Consider the following 24,771-nt stretch of genomic DNA (forward strand, 5'->3'; position numbering starts at 1 on the left):
TACCAATTTTATATAATATTTATTATGTTATATTATTAAAACTAGAACCACAACCACATACATTTTTTGCTTGAGGATTTATAAAATTAAATTTTTTATTTAAACCTTCTTTTATAAAATCTATTTTAATACCATATATTAAAGGTATTATTTTTTTTTTTACAAATATATTTATTTTTTTAATATTAAATAAAACATAATTTTTACATTTTTTTTTTACAAATTTTAGTTCATATTTTAAACCCATACATCCAGAATTTTTAATATTTAATTTAATTCCTATAAATTTATTATATAATAAATTTTGTATTTGAGATCTGGCTTTTTTAGTAATAATTATAACATTTAAATTATTTTTTATTTTCATTTATTTTTATTTAATTAAAATTTAATATTTTATTTATATAAATTTATAAAATAAATATTAAATTTTATTTTTTAAATAAGCGTTAAATTTATTTTTTAATAATATTAAACATTTTTGTATAATTTTATTTATTTGATTGTCTTCTAAAGTTTTTTTTTTTGATTGTAAAACTAAATTTAATGTAATACTTTTTTTATTTTTTTCAATATTATCATTATAAACATCAATTAATTCTACATTAATTATTTTTTTTGTAATATTTTTACAAAATAAAATAACATCTTCAGATAAAATATCTTTATTTATTATAATATTAATATTTCTATTATTTAATGGAAATTTAGAAAATTTTTTATATTTAATATTATTTTTTAATAAAATTTTATCATAAAATAATTCAAAAATCATAGTTTTATTTATTATATTTAATTTTTTTTGTAATTTAGGATGTAATACTCCTAAAAAACCTATAATTTTATTATTTTGATGTATTATAGAACTTTGTCCAGGATGTAATAAACATTTGTATTTATTATTAAATAAAAATTTTATATTATAATTAAAATTTAATATATCTAATATAGATTCAACATCTCCTTTTATATCATAAAAATCCATACACCTAGATTTTATAATCCAATTTTTATTAAAGTTATTTCCATTCAATAAACCTGATATTATATTAATTTGATTTACTAATAATAAATTTTTTTTTTTAGGTATAAAACATGTTCCATATTCAAATAATTTAATTGATTTTTTTTGACGATTTTGATTATGTAATAATGTTGAAATTAAACCATTTAACATAGTTGTTCTCATTACAGACATATCTTTAGATATATAATTATTTATTTTTAAAGGTATTATTTTAGGAAATAACATAGATTGTAATTTAGGATCTGTAAAACTATAATTTATAGTTTCATAATAACCTTTATTTAATAAAAAATTTTTAACAAAATTTATTTTTTTAATATTATTTTTATTTTTTTTTATTAATAGATTATTTTTTATAGGAATAATAGGAATATTATTATATCCATAAAATTTAATAATTTCTCTAACTATATTTTCTTTTATTAATATATCTTTTCTATTATTGGGAATAATTATATACCAATATTTTATATTAAATATAATATCACAACCTATTTTTTTTAATATTTTAATTATTTTTTTTTTAGATATATTTATTCCAATAATTTTATTTATTTTTTTTATTTTAATTTTAATTTTATTATTTAACATTAATTTTTTATTTATTTCTTTTTTAATTAAACCTATTTTTCCTTTACAATTTTTTTTTATAAAATAAATTGCCTTCATAAAAAAATTTTCTATCATACTAAAATCAACATTTTTTGAAGAATAAATATTCCATAAATTATTTTTAATTTTATAAATTTCTTTCTTTCCAATAATATATTTTGAATTAAAAATAGAACATAATAGTAAAATATTTTTAGATTTATTACTAATTTTAACTTTTGGGTTAATACATATTCCAGCTAAAGATAAAATTTTACTTTTGTCTTTTATAATTAAAGTATTTTTTTTTAATTTAATTTTTTTATTTTTATAAATATTAAATAAATCATTTTTTTTAGACATTTTAATATTTATAAAACTATCAATACAATCTAAATCAAAAGAATATAATGGTAGTCCTAATTCTATAATTAAATAATTAATAATATTATTAATTATATTTTCTGATGATATACCATAAGAATAAATTTTTTTTTGAATCCATTTTGGAGTAATACATTTAATATTAATATTTTTAATTATAACACTTATAATAATAGGGCAGTATTTTTTTTTAAAAATTTTTATAGAAATATCATCTTTAATTTCATTTAATATAATATATTTTTTTTTTTTTCTAATAGATAAATTATCTAAAATAGATAAATCATTGGCTATACCTATTATTGATAAATGATCAAAACGATTAAAATTAGTATTAATATGAATAACATAATTATCAAAATTAAAAAATTTATTCATATTAATACCTGTTGGAATACTATTATCTAATTCTATTATTTTATTATCTATTTTTTTTAAACCTATATCTGAAAAAGAACATATTTTATTAAAATAATTAATATTTTTTTTTTTTTTTAAAATTTTTAATATTTGATTTTAAAATAGCTATTTTAAGCCCTAAATAACAATTATTAGCATTACAACTAATTTTTATATTTTTTTTACATCCTATATCTACAGATAATAAATATATATTTTTTTTATTAATATTACATTTTATTATTTTACCTACAATTATTTTAGAAAATATTTTTTTTATTTTAATAATTTTTTTTATTTCTATACCTAAAATTAATAATTTTTTACATAATAATTTTATGGGTATTTTTTTTTTAAAAAATTCATTTAACCAATTTGTATTTATTATCATAAATATAATTATATTAAAATTGAGTTAAAAAGTTTAAATCATTTTCAAAAAACAATCTAATATCATCTATATTATAATATAACATAGTTATTCTTTCTATACCTAAACCAAACGCAAAACCTGAATAAATGTTATAATTTATTTTACAATATTTTAAAATATTTGGATGTATCATCCCACAACCTAATATTTCTAACCAATTACCATTTTTTTGTTTTATATCTATTTCTGCAGATGGTTCAGTAAAAGGAAAATATGATGGCCTAAAACGTATTTTTAAATTTTTATCATTAAAAAAAAATTTTATAAAATTATATAATATATATTTTAAATTAGAAAAACTTATTTTTTTATCAATTACAAATCCTTCCATTTGATGAAACATAGGGGTATGTGTACTATCATAATCTTTTCTATATACTTTTCCATAAGATATACATTTAATTGGAGGTTTATTATTTTCTAAAACACGTATTTGTACACTTGAAGTTTGAGTTCTTAATAAAGTATTTTTATTAAACCAAAAAGTATCAGAAAATTTTCTTGCAGGATGATATTTAGGTATATTTAAACAATCAAAATTATAAAAAGTATTTTCTATTTCAGGCCCAGTTTTAACTTCGAATCCTAAATTTTTGAAAAATAATTCAATACGAGATATAGTTTTATTAATTGGGTGTATATTACCAATTTTAAATTTTCTTCCAGGAAGAGATATATCAATTTTTTCTAATAATAATTTTTTATATAATTTTTTTTTTTCTATTTTTTTTTTATTTTCTAAAATTAAATTTTTTATTTTATTTTTTACAATATTAATATTATAACCTAATATTGATTTTTCTTTTTTTGAAATTTTATTTAAATGAATAATTTTATTAGATAAATAACTATTTTTACCTAAATATTTAATTCTATTTTTTTCTAATGATTGTAAATTATTAGATTTGTTTATAGAATGTTTAGCTTTTTTTAATAATTTTATAAAATTTAATTCCATATATTATTTAGTTTTTTATTTTATTAAATTTAATTTAATATAAAAATATTAAAATTTATTATTTTTAATATATTTTTTTGCATATTTTACTAATTTATTAAAACCATTAATATCAATTAAAGCAATATTAGATAAAATTTTACGATTTATATTAATTTTAGATTTATTTAAAGCATAAATAAATTTATTATAAGAAATACCTTTTGTTCTAACTGCTGCATTAATACGTGTAATCCATAATCTTCGTAATTGACGTTTTTTTTGTTTTCTATCTCTATATTCATATTGTCCAGATTTTATATAAGATTGAAAAGCTATTCTATAACTTCTGGATCTAGCTCCATAATAACCTTTAGTTTTTTTTAAAATTTTTTTATGACGTTTATGTGCTGTAACCCCTCTTTTAATTCTAACCATAATTTATTATAATCCTATTTTTTTTAAAAATAAGGTATGCATAAAGATATTTTATGTATATCATTTTTTGATAACATTTCTTTAAATCTTAATTTTCTTTTACGTTTTTTATTTTTTTTAGTTAAAATATGTCTTAAATTAGCATGTTTATATTTAATTTTTCCAGATGATGTTTTTTTAAATCTTTTAAAAACACTTTTTATAGTTTTTATTTTTGGCATATTTATTCCTAATATTATTAATAATATTTAAAAAATTATTTTTTAGGAGATAACATCATCACCATTTGTCTTCCTTCTATTTTAGTTGAAAAAAATTCTAAATTAGATATATGTTTTAAATCATTTTTTATATTATTTAACATATTAACACCAATTTGTTTATGAGTAATTTCTCTTCCCTTAAATATTAAAGATATTTTTGTTTTAGATCCTTTTTTTAAAAAACGTGTTAAATTACGTAATTTTATTATATAATCTCCCTTATCTGTATTAGGTCTAAATTTTATTTCTTTTGTTTGCATTACTTTTCTTTTTCTTCTTTGAATTTTTAATAACTTATTTTTTTGATATATAAATTTACTATAATTTATTATACGATATACTGGTGGTACAGAATTAGAACTAATTTTTATTAAATCTAATCCAAGTTTATAAGATTTAATTATAGAATTTTTTAATGTTGTTATACCTATTTGTTCTCCCTCTATTCCAGTCAATCTTATTTTAAATTTTTTTTTTATTTTTATAATTATTTTTTTAAGATTTATTTTTTTATATTTTTTAAAACGATAAAATTTTTTTATATTATTTGATTTCATAATTTATTATTTCTTCTTTTATTTTTTTTTTAAATAAATTTAAATTAATATTATTTTGTTTATTTCCATAAATATCTCTAACGGAAATAGTTTTTTTTTTAAATTCTTTTTCACCACATATTACTATATAAGGAATTTTTAATAATATATATTTTTTTATTTTAGAACATATACTTTCATTTTTAATATCTATTTTTGATCTTAAATTATCTTTATTAAATTTATCATTTATTTCTTTTGCATAATCTATATTTTTTTTATTTACATTAATAACTATTATTTGTATAGGAGTTAACCATAATGGAAAATTTCCTTGATATTCTTCTATTAAAATACCTATAAATCTTTCTATTGAACCTAAAATTGCTCTATGTATAATTATAGGAACAATTTTTTTATTTTTTTTATTAATATAAAAACAATTTAATCTTTTAGATAAATAAAAATCTAATTGTATAGTTCCACATTGCCATTCTCTATTAAAACTATCAGATAATATAAATTCTATTTTAGGACCATAAAAAGCTCCTTCTCCTTTTTGAAATTTAAATTTTATATTTTTTTTTTTTAAAGAATATATTAAATGTTTTTCAGCAATTTTCCATAAATAATTATTTTTTATTTCTTTAATTGAATAACTAGAAAATTTAACTTTAATATTATTAAATCCAAATATTTTATATATTTCATATAACATATTTATACATTTTTTTAATTCTAATTGTATTTGTTTTTCATTACAAAAAATATGAGCATCATCCTGAGTAAAACTTCTTAATCTCATTAAACCATATAATGATCCAGAAGATTCATGTCTATGACAAATTCCAAATTCTGATACTTTAAATGGTAAGTTTTTATATGATTTAATATTTTTTTTAAAAATATGTATATGTCCTGGACAATTCATAGGTTTAATACAATATTTTATGTTTTTATGATTAGTAGTAAATATAAAATCTTTATAATATTTCCAATGACCAGTTTTTTTCCAAGAAAAAATATTCATAATAATAGGTGTTTGTATTTCTTGATATTCATATTTTTTTAATTTTTTTTTTATTAAAGATTTTATTTCATTAAATATTATTAAACCATTATTATGCCAAAAAACAGAACCAGGAGTTTCTTCTTCAATATGATATAAATCTAATTTTTTACTAATTATACGATGATCATAAATTTTATTTATGTTTTTATTTTTAACTAAAGATAAATTATTATTAATTTTAATTTTACCATAAATTCTTTGTAATAAATATTTTTTTTTATTACATTTAGAATATATATTAGAAACTTTATTTAATTTAAAATTATTACAAAATTTTGTATTAATTATAAGAGGGATATTAGATATATCAAAATATTTTTTATAATTATAAAAATAAAATTTATTATTATTTTTTATATATTTATTTAAAATATTAATTTTATATATTTCTTTATTTTTTAAAAAAAGTTTTATAATTTTTTTGTTATCTAAAACAAATTTATTAATTTTAAAATTATTAATGATATAATTTTTCATTTTTTTTTCTATTTTAATTAAATCCAAAAAAGTTATTTTATGATTTAAATCTATATCATAATAAAAACCATTAGGTGTAATTTTAAAATTTAACATTTTTATTTTATTCCATTTTCTTTTCATTACATAACCTAATATATAAGCACAAGATTTTCTAATTATTATATTATATTTATGATTATTATTATTTATAATTTCTAAAAAAACATTTTTATTTATATAATCATTAATATCAGTTAATTTACCGTTAATTTTTACTGAAATACATTTTTTCAATAATTTTTTATTTATTTTTTTTATAACTTTTTTAATTTTAATAGTATTATCATAAATAAAATTTGTTCCATCAGACATTATAACAATAGGCATATATTATTCTTATTTAATTATATTTAATATGTATATATAATATTTTTTTTAAATTTTTTATTATTTATTATTTATATAATAACAATTTTTAATTTTAAAATTGTTATTAAATTCATATATTAATGGTTTACCAGTAGGTATTTCTATTTTAACTATTTCTTTATCATTAAAATTATGTAAGTATTTAACTAATGATCTTAAAGAATTACCATGAGCTACAACTAAAATATTTTTTTTCATTTTAATATTTTTAAATATATATTTTTTCCAATAAGGTAATACACGTTTATAAGTCATATGTAAACTTTCAGAAAAAGGTATTTTTTTTTGATTTAATTTATAATATTTATTATCATAACCAGTAAATTTAGGGTTTAAAATGTTAATTTTAGGAGGTATTTCTTTAAAACTTCTTCTCCATTTATTTACTTTTTCAATACTAAATATTTTAGAAGTTTTCTTTTTATTTAAACCTTGTAATGATCCATAATGTCTTTCATTTAATCTCCATGTTTTATTTACAGGTATCCAAGTTAAATTTAATTCTTTTAAAATATACCATAATGTACATATAGCTCTTTTAAGAATAGAAGTATAAGATATATTAAATTTAAAACCTAATTTATTTAAATATTTACCAGCTTTTTTTGCTTCTAAAATTCCATTATTAGATAATTCTACATCATACCAACCTGTAAATTTATTTTTTTTATTCCATTCACTTTCACCATGTCTTATTAAAACTAATTTAATTAATGACATATATTTATACCTTAAATATTTTAAAAATATAATTTTTACATTATATTATTACCATATATCATATTAGATAATTCAAAATACTTAGATATAATTTGACTAATATCTGAAAAAGAAGATCTTCTATTATTAGATAAAAATTCTAAATTTTTTTTATATATTAATATAGGTATATTTTCTCTAGTATGATCATTACCAAACCAAGTAGTATCACATCCATGATCTGAAGTAATTATTAATAAATCATTATATTTCATATTTTTAATTAAATTAATAATATAAATATCAAATAATTCTAAACTTAAACCATAACCTATACAATTACGTCGATGTCCCCATAAAGAATCAAAATCTACAAAATTAGTACATATTATAGTATTATCATTAGATTTTTTTAAATATTTTATAGTATTATAAAATAAATTATTTATTCCAAAAGTTTTTATTTTTTTTGTTATACTTTTATTAGAAAATATATCTATTATTTTTCCTATAGCAATTACTTTACCATTTTTTTCATCAATTAATTTTTGCATAACTGTAATATTTTTAAAATTCATAATAAAATCTTTTCTATTGTTTGTTCTTTTAAATTTACCTATTATATTACCTTTAAACGGTCTAGCTATAATTCTACTTATTTTAAAATTATATTTATATAATATTTTTTTTATTTTAATACATATTTTATATAAAGATTTAATATTAAAAATTTTTTCATGACATGAAATTTGTAATATAGAATCATTAGAAGTATAAATTATTGGTTTTTTTGTTTTTAAATGTTCAAATCCAAAATCATTTATAATATCTGTTCCAGAAGCATGACAATTTCCTAAATATCCATTAACATTAGTATTTTTAATAATTTTATTTAATAAAAAATTAGGAATACTATTTTTTTTTTTTTTAAAATAATACCAATTAAATAAAGTAGGTATTCCAACAATTTCTAAATGTCCAGATACTGTATCTTTTCCAGTTGATATAGGATTAGAATATAAAAATATATTATTAATATTATTTTTTATATAAAATTTATTTGATATATTTAAAATTTTATTTAAACCTAAAGATATTAAATTTGGTATATTTAAATTATTATTTTTTTTATATTTAAAATAATTATTATAATATTTATTATTTATTATATTACCTAAAGTATTTGATTTTCTATCATTAAATTTAACGGAATCAGGACTATGTCCGATTCCTAAAGAATCTATTACTATTAATATTAATCTTTTCATTATTACCATTTTTAATTAATATTATTTTATTTTATAATTAAAAACATATTAATATAATTAATATTTATTATATATTATTTTATATTTTAAAAAATTTATATAAAAAAATAAATTAAAATATTATGAAAAGCAAATTTATTGTTGTGGAAGGATTAGATGGTTCAGGAAAAACTACTATATGTAATTATATTAAAAAAATATTTGAAATATTTAACATAAAAATAATAATTACTAGAGAACCTGGAGGAACTCCATTAAACGAAAAAATAAGACATATTATTAAAAAAAAAAATAAAAATGAAATTATAAGTGATAAAGCTGAATTATTAATGTTTTATGCTTTAAGGGCTCAATCTTTAGAATATGTAATAAAACCATCATTAAAAAAAGGTTTATGTGTAATTAGTGATAGACATGATTTATCTACTTATGCATATCAGGGTTATAACATAAAAAATAAAAAAATTATCAAAAAAATAAGTTCATATGTATTGGATAAAGTAAAACCTGATATAACTTTATTTTTAGATATAGATCCAAAAATAAGTATAAATAGAATTATTAAAAGAGGAAAATTAGATAGAATAGAAAAAAAATCTTTAAAATTTTTTACAAAAGTAAGAAAACGTTATTTAAAAATAATTAAAAAAGATAAAAAAAAAATAAAAATCATAAATACTAATAAATCAATTCATAAAGTAAAAAAAGAAATAAAAATTTTATTATTAAAATGGTTACTTAAAAATATAAAATGATAAATTATCCATGGTTAAAAAAATATTATATTAAAATAATTAATTATTATAAAAATAATATTTATTATCGTTCGATATATATAAATACTTGTAAAGGAATTGGAATTCATAAATTGATCATGAATATTTGTAATTATATTNTATGTAAAAAAAAAAAAAAAATAATTAGTTGTGGAAAATGTAAAAATTGTAATTTATTTATAAATAAAAATAATAATGATCTTTATTTTTTTAATTTAAACTATAAAAAAAATTTAGATGTAGGTAATATAAGAAATTTAGTTAATAATTTTTTATATTTTAATAGAATTGATCATCCTAAAATTATATATATAAAAAATATAGAATATTTAAATAATTTTTCAAATTCATCTTTATTAAAAATTGTAGAAGAACCACCAATTAATACTTTTTTTTTTTTTACTAGTACAAATCATAATAAAGTAAATAAAACTTTAATTAGTCGTTGTATAATAGAAAAAATTTTTCCATTTAATGATAAAAAATATTTTTTATGGTTAGTAAATAAAACAAAATTAAATAAATATAAATGTTATATATTATTAAAATTAAATAATGGATCACCTTTATCATCAATTAAAATGATGAAAAAAATAAATTGGAGTGAAAGAAATATTTTATATAATAAATTATATAAAAATTATAAAAATAATATTATATTATTAATAAATATTATATTAATACATGATATTAATATAAAAATATTATTTTTGTATAGTATTTTTTTAGATACCCTAAAATATAAATTTAAAAATTTTAATTTATTAACAAATATAGATAAAAAAAAAATTATAAAAGATATATCTAATTATTTATCATTTAAAAAAATATATAAAATAACATATCAATTTATGATATGTTATTATCATATAAAAAATAATAATTTTATAAATAAAAAAATTTTGATAATGAAATTATTAATAGAATGTCAAAAAATAATAAAATATTAATTTTTTTTTAGGAAAATAATATGTTTTTTATAGATTCTCATTGTCATTTAAATTTAATTAAAAATATAAAAAAAAAAATAATTATAAAAAAATCTTTAAAAAATTATATAAATTTTATTTTATCAATATCATTGGATATTAATGATTATAAAAAAATGTTTAAAAAATTTAAATATTATAATAATATTTTATTTTCTTGTGGAATTCATCCATTATATTTAAATAAAAATATTAATTTAAGAAAATTTAAAAAATTATCCTTAAATAATAAAGTAATAGCAATTGGAGAAACTGGTTTAGATTACAAAAATTTAACATTTAAACCAATACAAAAGTATTTATTTAGATATCATATACGTTTAGCAAAAAAAATAAATAAACCTTTAATAGTTCATAATAGAAATTCTTTTAATGATATAGTTAGAATTTTAAAAGAAGAAAATGCACAAAAATGTAAAGGAGTTTTACACTGTTTTACAGGAAGTAAAAAAAAAGCAAAAATTTTATTAGATATGAAATTTTATATTTCATTTTCAGGAATAATTACTTATTTAAATAAAGAAAAAATAAAAGAAATAATAAATTTTATACCTTTAAATAAAATTTTATTAGAAACAGATTCTCCTTTTTTATCACCAATACCATTTAAAAATAAACAAAATCAACCATCTAACTTAATATATATTGCTAAAATAATAGCTGATATAAAAAAAATTACATTAACAAAATTATCTGAAATTACAAATAAAAATTTTTGTAATTTATTTAAAATAAAATTTTGTTGAAATATTATTAATTAATTATATTTTATAAATTATTTTTTTTTTTTTTTATTTTTTTTTTTATAATATTTATAATTTTTTCTATTTTATTTATTTTTTCTGATTCATGATCATAAATTTTAATTTTAAAAAATTCTTCTAATTCTATAATAATTTCAATTATATCTAAAGAATCTGCCCCTAAATCTTGTAAAGAAGAACTATTTAATATTTTTTTAGGTTTTATACCTATTTTTTTAGAAATTATGTTTTTAACATTATTTTCTATTTTATTAATTAACATTTAAATATCTTATATTTTAATTAAAAATTTATTTAATTTAAATTTTAAATTTAAATTAATAAATTTTAAATTATAAATTTAATATTTTTAATAAAAAAATATTTTTTTTATTATTTTTTTTAATAATTAATTATTTTTAAAATTTTTAATAATTTTTAAAACATTTTTTGAAAATATATTTTTTATTTTTATAATATCCATATCTTGTAATATGATGGTATAAATGTTGTTCACCTGATTTTTTGTCAGTAGATATATTAACTTTTTTTAATTTATCATGTAATCTTCTCATTTTTTTTTTAGATCTTGTAGTTTTTTTTTTTGGAACAGCCATTTTAAACCTCATTGTTTAATATTTTATATAAAATTTTAATATTTTGAAATATTATTTAAAAAATTTTTTAAATTTATATCTAATGGAGCATTTATTTTTAATTTATTTAATGTAAATGGATGAATAAAAGTTAATGATTCTGCATGTAAAAAAAGACGATTTGATATTTTATTTAAATTTTTTTTATTTTTATCATTATTATAAATTTTATCAAACATTACAGGATGTCCTATATAAAATGTATGTATTCTTATTTGATGAGTTCTTCCTGTTATAGGAACAATATCAAGTAAGGTATTATTTAAATATTTTTTTTTAATTTTAAAATTAGTTTCTGATTTTTTACCATTATTATCTACTCTCATCAAATATTGACCATTTTTTTTATATTTTAATAGTGGTAAATTTACTTTTTTTATTTTTTTAGGCCAATGTCCTTTTACTAAAGCTATATATTTTTTTTTAATTTTTTTTTTTTTGAATTGATTATGTAAATTACGAAGTACAAACATTTTTTTTGCTATTAATAATATTCCTGATGTATCTTTATCTAAACGATGAACTAATTCTAAAAAACTATTATTTGGTTGTAAATTTTTTAATATTTCTATAATACCTAATTTTAATTTATTATTACTATGAACTGGTATACCATAAGGTTTATTAATTGCTATTAAATATTTATCCTCATATAATATTGATTTTTTTAATTGTAATATTGTATTTGGGTATAAAAAATTTTTTTTTTTAAAATTTTTATTTAATAATGTTGTTTGTAAAATATCATTAATTTTTAATTTATATTTATGTGTTATTTTTTTTTTATTAATTTTTATTTGTCCTTTTCTTATATTTTTGTATATTTTACTTTTAGGGATATTTTTAAATTTTTTAAATAAAAAATTATCAATTCTTTGATTAACTGATTCTTTATCAATTTTAATATTATTAATATTTATCATAATAAATTATTAATATATATTTTAAATATACAAATATTATAAATGATATATTTAATTTTTATAAAATAATTTCATACATTTAATAGAACAAAATTTTTTAAATAATATTTTACATGAAAAACATTGTATAAATAAAATATGACATTTATTGTTTAAACAATTAACATAATTATAACTTATAGATTTACATTGATGACAATTAGAAATTATACTATAAGAAACATTTTCGCACATTCTATTATCAAAAACAAAATTTTTTCCTATAAAATAATTAGGTAAATTATATTTTTTGATATATCTAATATATGAAATTATACCTCCTTTAATTTGATAAACTTTCTTAAAATTATTATATTTAAGAATAGTACTAACTTTTTCACATCTAATACCTCCAGTACAATATAAAACTATTTTTTTTTTCTTAAAAAAAATTAATTTTTTTAATAAATTATTTATTTGATTCCTAAAATTAATTGATTTTATTTGTATAGAATTTATAAAATGTCCTAGTTCATATTCATAATTATTTCTTATGTCTACAAATACATAATTTTTATTAAATATTAAATTATTTACTTTAGAAACATTTAAATAAATTCCTTTATTTTTTATAAAATCAAAATTTTCATTTATATTATCATTTAATATTTTAGGTTTAACTTTTACAATTAATTTTAAAAAAGATAATTTATCATTTTTAATAGATTTATTTATATGAATATTATATAAATTTTTATTTAATTTATAAATCATATATATAGATTTATTATAATTTTTTTTAGGAATACTAATTTGAGCATTTATACCTTCTTTAGATACATATATTCTTCCTAAAATATTATATTTATTAAAAATAATATAAATCATATTTCTAAAAAAAATTGTATTTTTTATTTTAAAATATTTATAAAATGATACATTTATTCTAACAATATTTTTTAATAATATTATTTTTTTTAATTTTTTTCTAGAATACAAATTATGTAATAACATTTACATCCTTAAATTTAAAATATTTGTATTATTTTAAATTTTAATAATAATAAAATTATTTACCCCCCCATATATTAAACTTTTATTTTATCAATATATTAACCGCTACGGCTGCTTCTTCCCAGATCTGACCGGATTGAAAGTTATTATATTATAAAATTTGTCGAATAAATGAAGGGGGTATTTTTATTTAAAATAATAAAATATTAATTACAAAAATAATTATAATATAATATTTTATTAATGTCAATAAATTAATATTTAATTAATTTATAATTTTTACATTATTTGTTATTTAATAATTAACACTTTTTTTAAGTAAATTATAATATTTTAAACCTAAATTTTTAAATTTACCTACTTTTAATAAAATATTTTTTAATCTTATTAAACCATAACTTATTCTTATTAAATAATTTACTTTTAAATTAATATAATGAAACATTTTTCTTATTTCTTTATTTCTACCTTCTAAAATAGTAATTTTAAACCATTTATTTAATCCAAAACCACTTATATAACATATTTTTTTAAATTTATTTATTTTATTATTGATTTTTATACCTGTACATAATTTATTTAACAAATTATTATTTATTTTTCCAAAAACTCTTACAATATATTCTCTTTTTATTTTATATTTAGGATGCATTAATCTATATGCTAATTCACCATCATTAGTAAATAATATTATACCACAACTGTTAATATCTAATCTTCCAACTGATATCCAATTTACATTTTTAATTATAGGAAGTTTATCATAAATTGTTATTCTATTTTTATTATCATATTTGGTACATATTTCACCAATTTTTTTATAATATGCTAATATTAATTTTTTATTTATATTGTTTGATAATATTATTTTTTTTTTATTAATTAAAATTTTCATTTTTTTATTAATATTTATTCTTTGTCCTATTTTAACTAATTTATTATTGATATAAATTTTTTTTTTGATAATCATTTTTTCAATTTTTCTTCTTGAACCATATCCATTTGAAGAAAGTATTTTTTGTATTTTTTCATTATTCATATTTTTTTTTAAAATTAATAATTATAACAATAACAATTTTTTTTATTTAATTGTAGATTAATTAAATTTTAAAAAATATTATTAATAAATATTTATATATAATATATAAATATAAATATTTTATAAAAATATTTTAAATAAAATAGTTAATTAAAGAAAACATAAATGTTAAATTTAATAATAAAAAATATTAAATATAAAAAAAATCCAACATTAATATTTAATAAAATTTGTAATATTAAATCTTCAACATTACTATTAGAATCATCAGATATTAATAATAAATGTAACTTAAAAAGTTTGATTATTATTGATAGTGCAATACGTATTATTTCAAACAATAATTATGTTCTTTTAATATCATTATCTAAAAATGGTAACAATTTATTATCATTATTAGACAAAAAAATACCTTATAATATTTTTAATAAAAAAATTAAAAATGGTAGAAAATTATTTTTTCCAAAATTAAAAAACATAAATGACGAGGATTCAAGATTAAAAACAACATCGGTTTTTGATTCATTACGTATATTAACAAAATTAATACATACTCCTAAAGAAGAAAGAGAATCAATGTTATTTGGTGGTTTATTTTCATATGATTTAATAAATTGTTCAGAAAAATTACCTATAGTAAAAAATATAAATAAATGTCCAAATTTTTGTTTTTATTTATCTGAAATATTATTAATATTAAATCATCAAAAAAAAAAATCTAGATTACAAGCAAGTATTTTTGTACCTTGTAAAACAGAATCAATAAGAATAAAAAAAAGAATTAATATATTAAATAATATTTTATCAAAAAAAAATTATAAATTAAAAAATTTTTTTATAAATAAAAAAAAAATAAAATGTAATATAAAAGATTCAAAATATTGTAAAATGATAATTAAAATGAAAAAATCTATATATGAAGGAGATATTTTTCAAGTAGTAATATCAAGAAAATTTTTTTTACCTTGTATATTACCATTAAATTCATATGATAATTTAAAAAAAAATAATCCTAGTCCATATATGTTTTTTATGAAAGATCAAGATTTTATATTATTTGGAACATCTCCAGAAAGTTCATTAAAATATAATTCAAAAAATAGAAAAATTGAAATATATCCTATTGCAGGTTCAAGACCTAGAGGTTATAAAAAAAATGGTAATATAGATTATGATTTTGATAGTAAAATAGAATTAGAAATGCGTATGGATAAAAAAGAAATTGCAGAACATTTAATGTTAGTTGATTTAGCAAGAAATGATTTAGCTAAAATTTGTAATCCAGGAAGTCGTTATGTTTCTGATCTTATGAAAGTAGATAAATATTCATGTATTATGCATCTTGTTTCTCGTGTTGTAGGTACCCTTAAAAAAGATTTAGATATTTTTAACGCATATCGAGCTTGTATGAATATGGGAACTTTAAGTGGGGCTCCTAAAGTAAAAGCTATGCAATTTATTAATCTTATAGAAAAATATAATAGAGGTAGTTATGGTGGTTCTATAGGATATTTTACTTCTAATGGAGATTTAGATACTTGCATAATTATTAGATCTGCATATATAGAAAATAATATAGCTATTATACAAGCAGGTGCAGGAATTGTAATTGATTCAAATCCCAAATTAGAATCTGAAGAAAGTAGAAATAAAGCTAAAGCGGTATTAAAATCAATTATTTTTTCAAATTTTTCTAAAGAGGTTTAAATGGCTAATATATTATTAATAGATAATATTGATTCATTTACTTACAACCTTGTTGATCAATTAAGAAAATTAAAACATAAAGTATTAATATATAGAAATACTATATCATATAAATTTATATTAAAATGTTTAAATAAAATTAAAAACCCTATATTAATTTTATCACCAGGACCAGGAAAACCAAAAAATTCTGGTTGTATGCCAAAACTAATTTTTAATATTAAAGGCAAAATTCCAATTATAGGAATATGTTTGGGTTATCAAGCAATAATAGAATCTTATGGTGGAAAAATTATAAATTCTAAAAAAATAATGCATGGTTATTCTTCATTAATTAAACATGATAATAAAAATATGTTTTATAATATTAAAAATCCTATTCAAGTTGCAAGATATCATTCATTAATTGGAGTTAATATTAAAAATAAATTAGTTGTAAATTCTAAATATAAAAATATAGTAATGTCAGTCCGTAATAATAAAGATAAAATATGTGGTTTTCAATTTCATCCTGAATCTATTTTAACAACTTATGGATCATCTATATTAGAATCTTCAATTTTATGGTCATTAAAATTTTATAAAAATTAATAATAAAATTAAATATTAATAAATTTTATTATTTTATATATTTATATTTATTAAAGTTAAAATAATAGTAAAATAAAAATTAATTAAATAATATTTGTAATAATAAAAAAATAAAAATATTATAATTATTATTATTTTAATATTTATAATTTTATAAAATAAAAATTATAAAATAAATTTTTATTATAATAATTAAATTAAATTTATTAAATATATTATATTTTTTAAATTATTTTAAATTAAAAATTTAATTTAAAATATTAAATAATATTAATATATATTTTTTAAATATATGTAACTAAAAAATTATAAAAAAAATATTATTTAATTGATAAAAATGATAATATTTAATATTTTTATTTTTATTATTTTAAATTATAATTTAATCAAAATAATAAAATATTATTTAAAAAATAATTAAAATGAATAAATATATAAAATATGTGTTTTATTAGTAAATAAGGAATAAATTAATGAATTTATTTAATAATATGTTAAAAAAAATTATAAAACATAAATATAAATGGATTATAGATAGAAAAATTAAACAACCTATAAAAAAAATTTTGTTTAAAATTAAAAAATCTAATAAAAATTTTTATAAAATTTTTAACTATCCTTATACTAAATTTATATTAGAATGTAAAAAAAAATCTCCTTATATGGGAGTAATGAGAGAAAATTTTAATATAATAGATATTGTAAACAAATATAAAAAATATGCTTCTATAATTTCTATAGTAACTGATAAAAAATATTTTGACGGTAGTTTTGAAAATATGTTATTAGCTAGTAAAAATACAAATCTTCCTATTTTATGTAAAGATTTTATTATAGATATATATCAAGTTTATTTAGCTAGATTATATGGAGCAGATTCTATAACATTAATGTTATCTGTTTTAAAAAATCATCAATATATAATTTTATCTAATTTATCTCATAGTCTTAATATGGGGGTAATAACTGAAATAAGTAATGAATCAGAATTAAATAGAGCTATTTTTTTAAATTCTAAAGTAATAAGCATTAATAATCTTAATTTAAAAGATATGTCTATAAATATAAATAAAACAAAAATTTTATCTATAAAAATACCAAGATATATAAATATTATTAGTGAATCTGGAATAAAATGTTATTCTCAAATTAGATCATTAAGTTGTTTTGTAAATGGATTTTTAATTGGATCTTCTTTAATGAAAGAGAAAAATTTAGAAAAAGCTATTTGTCGTATAACTTTAGGAGAAAATAAAATATGTGGTTTAAAAAGAATGATAGACGCAGATATAGCATATAAATCTGGAGCTATTTATGGTGGTTTAATATTTAATAATTATTCTTCAAGAATAGTAAATATCAAACAAGCTAAAAAAATATCTAATAATATTCCTTTAGATTATGTTGGAGTATTTAAAAACCAAAGCATTTCTTATATATTACATGTATTAAATAATGTTAATTTAAAAATAATTCAATTAAATGGGGAAGAAAATCAAAAATATATAAATATTTTAAAAAAATATTTATCTAATAATATTAAAATTTGGAAATTAATTTCAATAAAAAATTTTTTATCAAAAAAAAAAAAAATAATAAATATTAATAGATATATTTTAGATAATAAAATAGATAATAAAAAAAAAAATGACTTTAATTTATTAAAAAAATATAATTTTAATAAAGTAATTTTATCTGGTGGTATTAATTTAAAAAATTGTATGTCAGCTACTAAAATTGGTTTTGTTGGTTTAAATTTAAATTCAGGAATAGAAACAAAACCTGGAATTAAAAATATAAAAAAAATAATAAATTTATTTCATAAAATAAGAATTTATTAATAATAATTTTTTAAAATAAAAAAAAATGTAGATAAAATAAAAATATTTATTATATAATTTTTAATAACTTAAAATATTTTTTTTAATTTAAATATAAATTAAAATATTTTAAATAAAATTTTAAAATAATACAATAGTTAATAAAAATTTTATTGTTTTTAATTATAATTATAATTTTATAATATTATTTTATTTTTATAAATAAATTATAAAATATTATTTTTTTTTTTTTTTTAAAAAATATAAATAATTAATTATTTATATTTATATAATATATATAAAAAATTTTTAATTAATATTTAAAAATATTTTAAATGAAAACATAATAATAAAAAAATGTTAATAATATAAAAATAATTAAAAAAACAAATAAACTGCTATTTATTAAAATATTATTTTAAAATTAATAAAAAGTTGATTTAATATTAATATTATGTTAATAATATATAAATAACTTTATAAAACATTTAAAGGCGCATTGGCAGAATGGTAATGCAACGGATTGCAAATCCGTGTACCTTGGTTCGATTCCAAGATGTGCCTTAATAAAGCCCAGGTGGTGAAATGGTAAACACAAGGGACTTAAAATCCCTCGGTCTAACGACTTTGCGGGTTCAAATCCCGCTCTGGGTATTAAGTTTAAAATAAAATATTATAATTATTATAATTAATTTAATATAATCAAAATTTATTTAATTATTTTTTAAATATAAATATTTATTATATAATTTAAATAAAATTTAAAATATATATGAATATTTAATATTTTAATATTTTTATTAATAATAAAATTATTAAAATAATATTAATTTAGAAAATATTTATATTTTATTATATTTTCATTTTTATTTTTTTTAAAATTATATTTAAATAAATAATGTTTATAAATATTATTTATTTTATGTTTATTTTTAATATATTATAAATAATTTTATTATTATAAAAATTTTTAAATATTAAGTTTTTTTTGCATTTTTTTTGTATAAATTTTTATTTGTTTTGAAGATACTCCACCTTTAATATTTCTTCTATTTAAACATGAATATAAATTTAATTTTTTATATATATCTTTTTCTATATTACAATTAAATTTTTTCATTGTATTTAATTTTAATTTTTCTAAAGGAACATTTCTTTTAATAGCTTCTAATACTATTTTACCAGTTATATTATGAGCTTCACGAAAAGCTATATTTTTATTTACTAAATATTCAGCTAGTTCTGTTGCGTTTAAATAACCATTAGAAATAGAATTTTTACAAATTAAAGTATTCAATTTAATATTTTTTAATATTAAACAAGATATTTTAATACAATCATTCCAAGTTTTAATAGTATCAAATAAACATTCTTTATCTTCTTGCATATCTTTATTATAAGATAATGGAAGGCCTTTTAAAATAAATAATATATTATTTAAAGAACCTTGTACTCTTCCACATTTACCTCTTATTAATTCTAATAAATCTGGGTTTTTTTTTTGTGGCATTAAAGATGATCCTGATGTAAATTTATCTGATAAAGATATATAATTTAATTCATTTGTATTAAAAAAAATTAAATCTTCTGCAAATCTAGATAAATGTATCATACTAATTGAAGCACTATTTATTATATCTATAACATAATCTCTATCTGATACAGTATCTAAACTATTATTAGTTGATTTAGAAAAACCTAAAATAAAAGCAATTAAATCACGATCAATTTTATAAGTAGTACCTGAAAGTGCACCACAACCCATAGGACAATAATCTAATCTTTTTAATATTTTTTGTAATCTATTTATATCTCTATTAATCATTTCTATATAAGCAAAGCACCAATGTGAAAAAGTTATAGGTTGGGCTTTCTGTAAATGAGTATATCCTGATATAATTGTATTTTTATTTTTTTTAGATAAATTTAAAAAACAAATTTGTAATTTTTTAATAATTTTTATTATTTTTTTAATTTTTTTTTTACACCACAATTTTAAATCTGTTGTTATTTGTTCATTACGACTTTTTCCTGTATTTAATTTTTTACCTAAATATCCTATTTTATTAATTAAATTTCTTTCTATCCAACTATGTATATCTTCATCATTACTATCTAAAATTTTTTTTTTATTTTTTTTTGTTTTATTTAATATTTTCTTTAAATTACTAAATATAGTTTTATATTCTTTAAAATTAATAACATTAATAGTATATAACATATATGACCAAGAAATTGAAACTTCAACATCTTCTTCAAATAAATTATAATCAACTTTTAGAGAATTATTAAATTTTTTAAATTCTATATTTGAATCTTTAATAAAACGACCTCCCCAAAGTGACATTTTTACCTCTTTAAATTTAAAATTTATTTTTTATTTTATATATTTTAATGAACGTATACGAGATGATAATGAAAATAAACGTATAAATCCAGCAGAATGATTATGATTATAAGATTTATCTTTATTAAAAGTTACAGTTTTTTGTGAATATAAACTATATGGTGATTTTCTTTGTAAAATAGTAATATTTCCTTTATATAATTTAATTTTTACTTCACCAGTTAATAATTTTAATAAAGGTTTATTAGCAGATTGTAATGATTTTCTCATAGGAGTAAACCATTTTCCATCATATATTAGATGTGACATTTCTATTCCGATAATAGATCTCCATTTTATTGTTTCTTTATCAAAAACTAATTGTTCAATAGTATCTAATACTTTTGCTATAATTGTTCCTCCTGGAGTTTCATAACAACCTCTAGATTTCATACCTATAATTCTATTTTCAACAATATCAATTCTTCCTATACCATGTTTTTTTCCTATTAAATTTAATTTTAATAAACATTTAATTGGATTTAAAATATTATTATTAATAGAAATAATATAACCATTTTTAATTTGTAAAGATATAATATCTGGTTTATTAGGTGTATCTTTAATATCTAATGTCCAAGACCAACAATTTTTATTTGATGGATTAGAAATTTTTTCTAAATTTCCACCTTCTGTAGAAATATGCCATATATTTTCATCTTGACTATATATTTTTTTTAAACTAGCTGTAGTATGAATTTTTTTTTTTTTTAAATATTTAATTATATCTTCTCTAGAATTAAAATTCCATTTACGCCATGGTGCAATTACATTTAATTTAGGAGCTAAAGATGCATATGTATATTCAAATCTAATTTGATCATTACCTTTTCCAGTAGCTCCATGAGACAAAGTATCAGCTTTTAATTTTAATGCTAAATCTATTTGTGCTTTTGCAATTAATGGTCTTGCAATAGCAGTTCCTAATAAATAATTATTTTCGTAAATAGCTTTATTATGTAATAAAGGGTAAAGATAATTTTTTATAAATTTTTTTTTTAAATTTAAGATATAACAAGAATTTGCTCCTGATTTTAATGCTTTTTTTTTAATGTTTTTTAAATCTTTATAAGATTGACCTATATCTACAACTAATGCAATTACTTTACAATTATAATTTTCTTTTAACCATGGTATTATAGCAGAAGTATCTAATCCTCCAGAATATGCTAAAATTACTTTTTTAATTTTTTTATTCATTTTAAAATCTCTTTTTTATTATAACACATCAAATTAAATTTTAATTTTATAAAATTTAAAAAATTTTAATTTATTATATTTAAAATAATTTTATATTTATTTTATATTAATTAAACCAGTAAAACGTTTATTAAATTTATCTACTCTTCCACCAGTATCTATTATTTTTTGTTTTCCGGTATAAAAAGGATGGCATTTTGAACAAACATCTATATTTATATTTTTATGAATAGTTGATTTTATATTAAAATTATTTCCACAAGAACATTTTGCCATTATACTATAAAATTTTGGATGTATATTTTTTTTCATTTTAAAACTTAATTAATATCATAATAAAAAATAATTTTATGATATTTTTTATATTTAAATTTAAAATATTATTACAACAATATTATTTAAAATAAATTTTATTAAATATATTAACTATTATTAATTTTTAATAATTTTTAATAAAAATATATTAATTTATGGATATAAAATGACAACTGTCTTAAGTTTAAGACATAAAAAAATGGTAGTTATAGGTGGTGATGGACAAGCAACTTTAGGAAATATTGTAATTAAAAAAAATGTAAGAAAAGTACATTATTTATATAACAAACAAATAATAGCTGGTTTTGCTGGAAGTACTTCCGACGCGTTAAATTTATTTTCTCTTTTTGAAGATAAACTAAAATTATATCAGGGTAAATTAATGAAATCTGCAATTTCTTTAGCTGAAGATTGGAGAAACGATATTATATTAAAAAAGTTAGAAGCAATATTAGCTGTAGCAGATAAAAATAATTCTTTAATTATTAGTGGTAACGGAGATGTTATAAAACCAGAAGATAATTTAATAGCTATTGGTTCTGGAGGAATTTATGCACAATCAGCTGCACAAGCTTTATTAAAAAATACAAAATTAAATGCTTATGAAATTGTAAAAAAATCATTAAAAATAGCTAGTGAAATATGTATTTATACTAATAATAATTTTATTATAAAAAAAATAACTTCTGATATTTAAGGATTGATAAATGATATATATGACACCTTATAGAATAGTAAAAGAATTAAATAAATTCATCATAGGGCAACATGAGGCAAAAAAATCTGTTGCAATTGCTTTAAGAAATCGTTGGAGACGTATGCAGTTAAATGAAAAACTTAAAAAAGAAATAACACCAAAAAATATATTAATGATAGGTCCAACTGGTGTTGGAAAAACTGAAATAGCAAGAAGATTGGCTAAATTAATTAATGCTCCATTTATTAAAGTAGAAGCTACAAAATTCACTGAAATAGGTTATGTTGGAAAAGAAGTAGAATCTATAATTAGTGATCTTACTGAAATTTCTTTTAAAATGGTTAAAAAAGAAACAATTAAAAAAAAAAAATATAAAATTAAATTATCTGTTGAAGAAAAAATTTTAAATATATTAATGCCTTCTAAAAATAATATAATAAAAACAAAAAAAGAAGTAAAAAATAAAAAAATAAATTTAGATTTATCATTTTTTATAAATAACAAATGTAATTATAAATCAAATTCTAATAAAATTAAAAAAGAAAAAATAAAAAATCTTAATTTATTATTTGAATTTAAAAAAAATAATTTTTTTTTATATTTAAATAGTACTATTAAAATAAATAAAAATTTAATAAATTATTTATCTTTATATTATTTATTAAGTAAAGATGATAATATTATATCATATTTAAATAATATAAAAATATTATATAAAAATATAAAAAAAAAAAAATATTTTAGTAAAATGAATAATATAAATGAAAATAAAAAATTAATTTCTTTATATAAAATAAATAAATTATTTTTATATTTAGATAATATAAAAAAAAAAGATATAAATATATTAAATTTTTTAAATTTATATTATTTATCAAAAAAAAATATTGATATTTATCAATATTTAAATATTGATAATAATAAAATAAATGAAAAAAATAATTTATATTCTATATTAAATAATAAATTTTTTTTTATTTTAATAGTACTATTTAAATATA

General features: G+C 15.5%; 25 protein-coding genes, 2 tRNA genes, 1 other RNA gene and 2 pseudogenes. 11 read left to right on the forward strand and 19 right to left on the reverse strand.

The window, feature by feature from the left end:
* Window positions 1-22: 22 nt before the first annotated feature.
* The 10 genes from C3B56_RS01575 to C3B56_RS01620 are packed head-to-tail and all read right to left on the reverse strand — an operon-like array spanning window position 23 to window position 8,935.
* Window positions 23-367, reverse strand: coding sequence for a HesB/IscA family protein (locus tag C3B56_RS01575; RefSeq protein WP_126071670.1), 345 nt, complete (start codon window positions 365-367; stop codon window positions 23-25).
* A 57-nt stretch (window positions 368-424) separates the two neighbouring features.
* Window positions 425-2,512, reverse strand: a complete 2,088-nt coding sequence (pheT, locus tag C3B56_RS01580) for a phenylalanine--tRNA ligase subunit beta (protein WP_126071671.1) — start codon at window positions 2,510-2,512, stop codon at window positions 425-427.
* Window positions 2,478-2,792 carry a hypothetical protein gene (locus C3B56_RS01585; protein ID WP_126071672.1) on the reverse strand — a complete coding sequence of 105 codons (315 nt, stop codon included), beginning with the start codon at window positions 2,790-2,792 and terminating at the stop codon, window positions 2,478-2,480. Before C3B56_RS01585 ends, pheT begins: the two co-directional genes overlap by 35 nt.
* A gap of 13 nt (window positions 2,793-2,805) precedes the next feature.
* A complete protein-coding gene (gene pheS / locus C3B56_RS01590; RefSeq protein WP_126071673.1) occupies window positions 2,806-3,792 on the reverse strand; it encodes a phenylalanine--tRNA ligase subunit alpha in 987 nt (328 codons plus the stop codon).
* 48 nt (window positions 3,793-3,840) lie between these two features.
* A complete protein-coding gene (rplT, locus tag C3B56_RS01595; RefSeq protein WP_126071674.1) occupies window positions 3,841-4,209 on the reverse strand; it encodes a 50S ribosomal protein L20 in 369 nt (122 codons plus the stop codon).
* Window positions 4,210-4,232: 23 nt separating this feature from the next.
* Window positions 4,233-4,430 carry a 50S ribosomal protein L35 gene (gene rpmI, locus C3B56_RS01600; RefSeq protein ID WP_126071675.1) on the reverse strand — a complete coding sequence of 66 codons (198 nt, stop codon included), beginning with the start codon at window positions 4,428-4,430 and terminating at the stop codon, window positions 4,233-4,235.
* Window positions 4,431-4,465: 35 nt separating this feature from the next.
* Entirely contained in the window at window positions 4,466-5,029 is a 564-nt protein-coding gene (gene infC, locus C3B56_RS01605; protein WP_126071676.1) for a translation initiation factor IF-3, read from the reverse strand.
* The gene (thrS, locus tag C3B56_RS01610; RefSeq protein ID WP_126071677.1) at window positions 5,016-6,926 is read right to left on the reverse strand and encodes a threonine--tRNA ligase; all 1,911 of its coding nucleotides are present in this window, start codon (window positions 6,924-6,926) and stop codon (window positions 5,016-5,018) included. Before thrS ends, infC begins: the two co-directional genes overlap by 14 nt.
* 60 nt (window positions 6,927-6,986) lie before the next feature.
* Window positions 6,987-7,688 (reverse strand): 2,3-diphosphoglycerate-dependent phosphoglycerate mutase, encoded by a 702-nt coding sequence (gene gpmA, locus C3B56_RS01615; protein ID WP_126071678.1) that lies wholly within the window; start codon window positions 7,686-7,688, stop codon window positions 6,987-6,989.
* Between the two features lie 35 nt (window positions 7,689-7,723).
* A complete protein-coding gene (locus C3B56_RS01620) occupies window positions 7,724-8,935 on the reverse strand; it encodes a phosphopentomutase (RefSeq protein WP_126071679.1) in 1,212 nt (403 codons plus the stop codon).
* A gap of 122 nt (window positions 8,936-9,057) precedes the next feature.
* Between C3B56_RS01620 and tmk the strand changes: the two genes are divergently transcribed.
* From tmk to C3B56_RS01635, 4 genes and pseudogenes are all read left to right on the forward strand, one after another.
* Window positions 9,058-9,690 (forward strand): dTMP kinase, encoded by a 633-nt coding sequence (tmk, locus tag C3B56_RS01625; RefSeq protein ID WP_126071680.1) that lies wholly within the window; start codon window positions 9,058-9,060, stop codon window positions 9,688-9,690.
* Window positions 9,687-9,830: pseudogene (locus C3B56_RS01770) on the forward strand (DNA polymerase III subunit delta' C-terminal domain-containing protein); the annotation flags it as partial. The gene tmk and the pseudogene C3B56_RS01770, both read left to right, overlap by 4 nt.
* Before the next feature lies 1 nt (window position 9,831).
* Window positions 9,832-10,661: pseudogene (locus tag C3B56_RS01775) on the forward strand (DNA polymerase III subunit delta' C-terminal domain-containing protein); the annotation flags it as partial.
* Between the two features lie 20 nt (window positions 10,662-10,681).
* A complete protein-coding gene (locus C3B56_RS01635) occupies window positions 10,682-11,446 on the forward strand; it encodes a TatD family hydrolase (RefSeq protein WP_126071682.1) in 765 nt (254 codons plus the stop codon).
* Between the two features lie 22 nt (window positions 11,447-11,468).
* Here the strand turns inward: C3B56_RS01635 and C3B56_RS01640 are convergent, their stop codons facing one another.
* From C3B56_RS01640 to C3B56_RS01665, 6 genes are all read right to left on the reverse strand, one after another.
* A complete protein-coding gene (locus C3B56_RS01640; protein ID WP_232817391.1) occupies window positions 11,469-11,726 on the reverse strand; it encodes an acyl carrier protein in 258 nt (85 codons plus the stop codon).
* Between the two features lie 145 nt (window positions 11,727-11,871).
* A complete protein-coding gene (gene rpmF, locus C3B56_RS01645; protein WP_408608454.1) occupies window positions 11,872-12,072 on the reverse strand; it encodes a 50S ribosomal protein L32 in 201 nt (66 codons plus the stop codon).
* Between the two features lie 23 nt (window positions 12,073-12,095).
* A complete protein-coding gene (locus C3B56_RS01650; protein WP_126071683.1) occupies window positions 12,096-13,022 on the reverse strand; it encodes an RluA family pseudouridine synthase in 927 nt (308 codons plus the stop codon).
* A 51-nt stretch (window positions 13,023-13,073) separates the two neighbouring features.
* On the reverse strand, window positions 13,074-14,015 hold the full coding sequence (gene trhO / locus C3B56_RS01655) for an oxygen-dependent tRNA uridine(34) hydroxylase TrhO (RefSeq protein WP_126071684.1): 942 nt from the start codon (window positions 14,013-14,015) through the stop codon (window positions 13,074-13,076).
* Between the two features lie 71 nt (window positions 14,016-14,086).
* Window positions 14,087-14,183, reverse strand: an RNA gene (gene ffs / locus C3B56_RS01660) — signal recognition particle sRNA small type.
* A 127-nt stretch (window positions 14,184-14,310) separates the two neighbouring features.
* The gene (locus tag C3B56_RS01665; RefSeq protein WP_126071685.1) at window positions 14,311-15,054 is read right to left on the reverse strand and encodes a pseudouridine synthase; all 744 of its coding nucleotides are present in this window, start codon (window positions 15,052-15,054) and stop codon (window positions 14,311-14,313) included.
* A gap of 165 nt (window positions 15,055-15,219) precedes the next feature.
* Between C3B56_RS01665 and C3B56_RS01670 the strand changes: the two genes are divergently transcribed.
* The 5 genes from C3B56_RS01670 (at window position 15,220) to C3B56_RS01690 (ending at window position 19,826) form a co-directional block, all read left to right on the forward strand.
* Entirely contained in the window at window positions 15,220-16,761 is a 1,542-nt protein-coding gene (locus C3B56_RS01670) for an anthranilate synthase component 1 (RefSeq protein ID WP_126071686.1), read from the forward strand.
* Window positions 16,762-17,352: a glutamine amidotransferase-related protein gene (locus tag C3B56_RS01675; RefSeq protein ID WP_126071687.1), complete on the forward strand. Its 591-nt coding sequence runs from the start codon at window positions 16,762-16,764 to the stop codon at window positions 17,350-17,352.
* A 473-nt stretch (window positions 17,353-17,825) separates the two neighbouring features.
* Entirely contained in the window at window positions 17,826-19,193 is a 1,368-nt protein-coding gene (gene trpCF, locus C3B56_RS01680; RefSeq protein ID WP_126071688.1) for a bifunctional indole-3-glycerol-phosphate synthase TrpC/phosphoribosylanthranilate isomerase TrpF, read from the forward strand.
* Window positions 19,194-19,665: 472 nt separating this feature from the next.
* Window positions 19,666-19,736, forward strand: a tRNA-Cys gene (locus C3B56_RS01685).
* A gap of 7 nt (window positions 19,737-19,743) precedes the next feature.
* Window positions 19,744-19,826: transfer RNA gene (locus tag C3B56_RS01690), tRNA-Leu, on the forward strand.
* Between the two features lie 316 nt (window positions 19,827-20,142).
* Here the strand turns inward: C3B56_RS01690 and argH are convergent.
* The 3 genes from argH to rpmE form a co-directional block, all read right to left on the reverse strand.
* The gene (argH, locus tag C3B56_RS01695) at window positions 20,143-21,519 is read right to left on the reverse strand and encodes an argininosuccinate lyase (protein ID WP_126071689.1); all 1,377 of its coding nucleotides are present in this window, start codon (window positions 21,517-21,519) and stop codon (window positions 20,143-20,145) included.
* Window positions 21,520-21,549: 30 nt separating this feature from the next.
* The gene (locus tag C3B56_RS01700; protein WP_126071690.1) at window positions 21,550-22,758 is read right to left on the reverse strand and encodes an argininosuccinate synthase; all 1,209 of its coding nucleotides are present in this window, start codon (window positions 22,756-22,758) and stop codon (window positions 21,550-21,552) included.
* A 96-nt stretch (window positions 22,759-22,854) separates the two neighbouring features.
* Window positions 22,855-23,070 (reverse strand): 50S ribosomal protein L31, encoded by a 216-nt coding sequence (gene rpmE, locus C3B56_RS01705; protein WP_126071691.1) that lies wholly within the window; start codon window positions 23,068-23,070, stop codon window positions 22,855-22,857.
* 169 nt (window positions 23,071-23,239) lie between these two features.
* On the opposite strand from rpmE, the gene hslV reads away from it, so the two are divergent.
* Together hslV and C3B56_RS01715 are read left to right on the forward strand one after the other, a co-directional pair.
* A complete protein-coding gene (gene hslV / locus C3B56_RS01710) occupies window positions 23,240-23,770 on the forward strand; it encodes an ATP-dependent protease subunit HslV (RefSeq protein ID WP_126071692.1) in 531 nt (176 codons plus the stop codon).
* Between the two features lie 10 nt (window positions 23,771-23,780).
* Window positions 23,781-24,771 (forward strand): AAA family ATPase (locus tag C3B56_RS01715; protein ID WP_126071711.1); only part of this gene is annotated, 991 nt, incomplete at its 3' end.

Source organism: Candidatus Annandia adelgestsuga, from assembly GCF_003956045.1.
Taxonomy (GTDB): domain Bacteria; phylum Pseudomonadota; class Gammaproteobacteria; order Enterobacterales; family Enterobacteriaceae_A; genus Annandia; species Annandia adelgestsuga.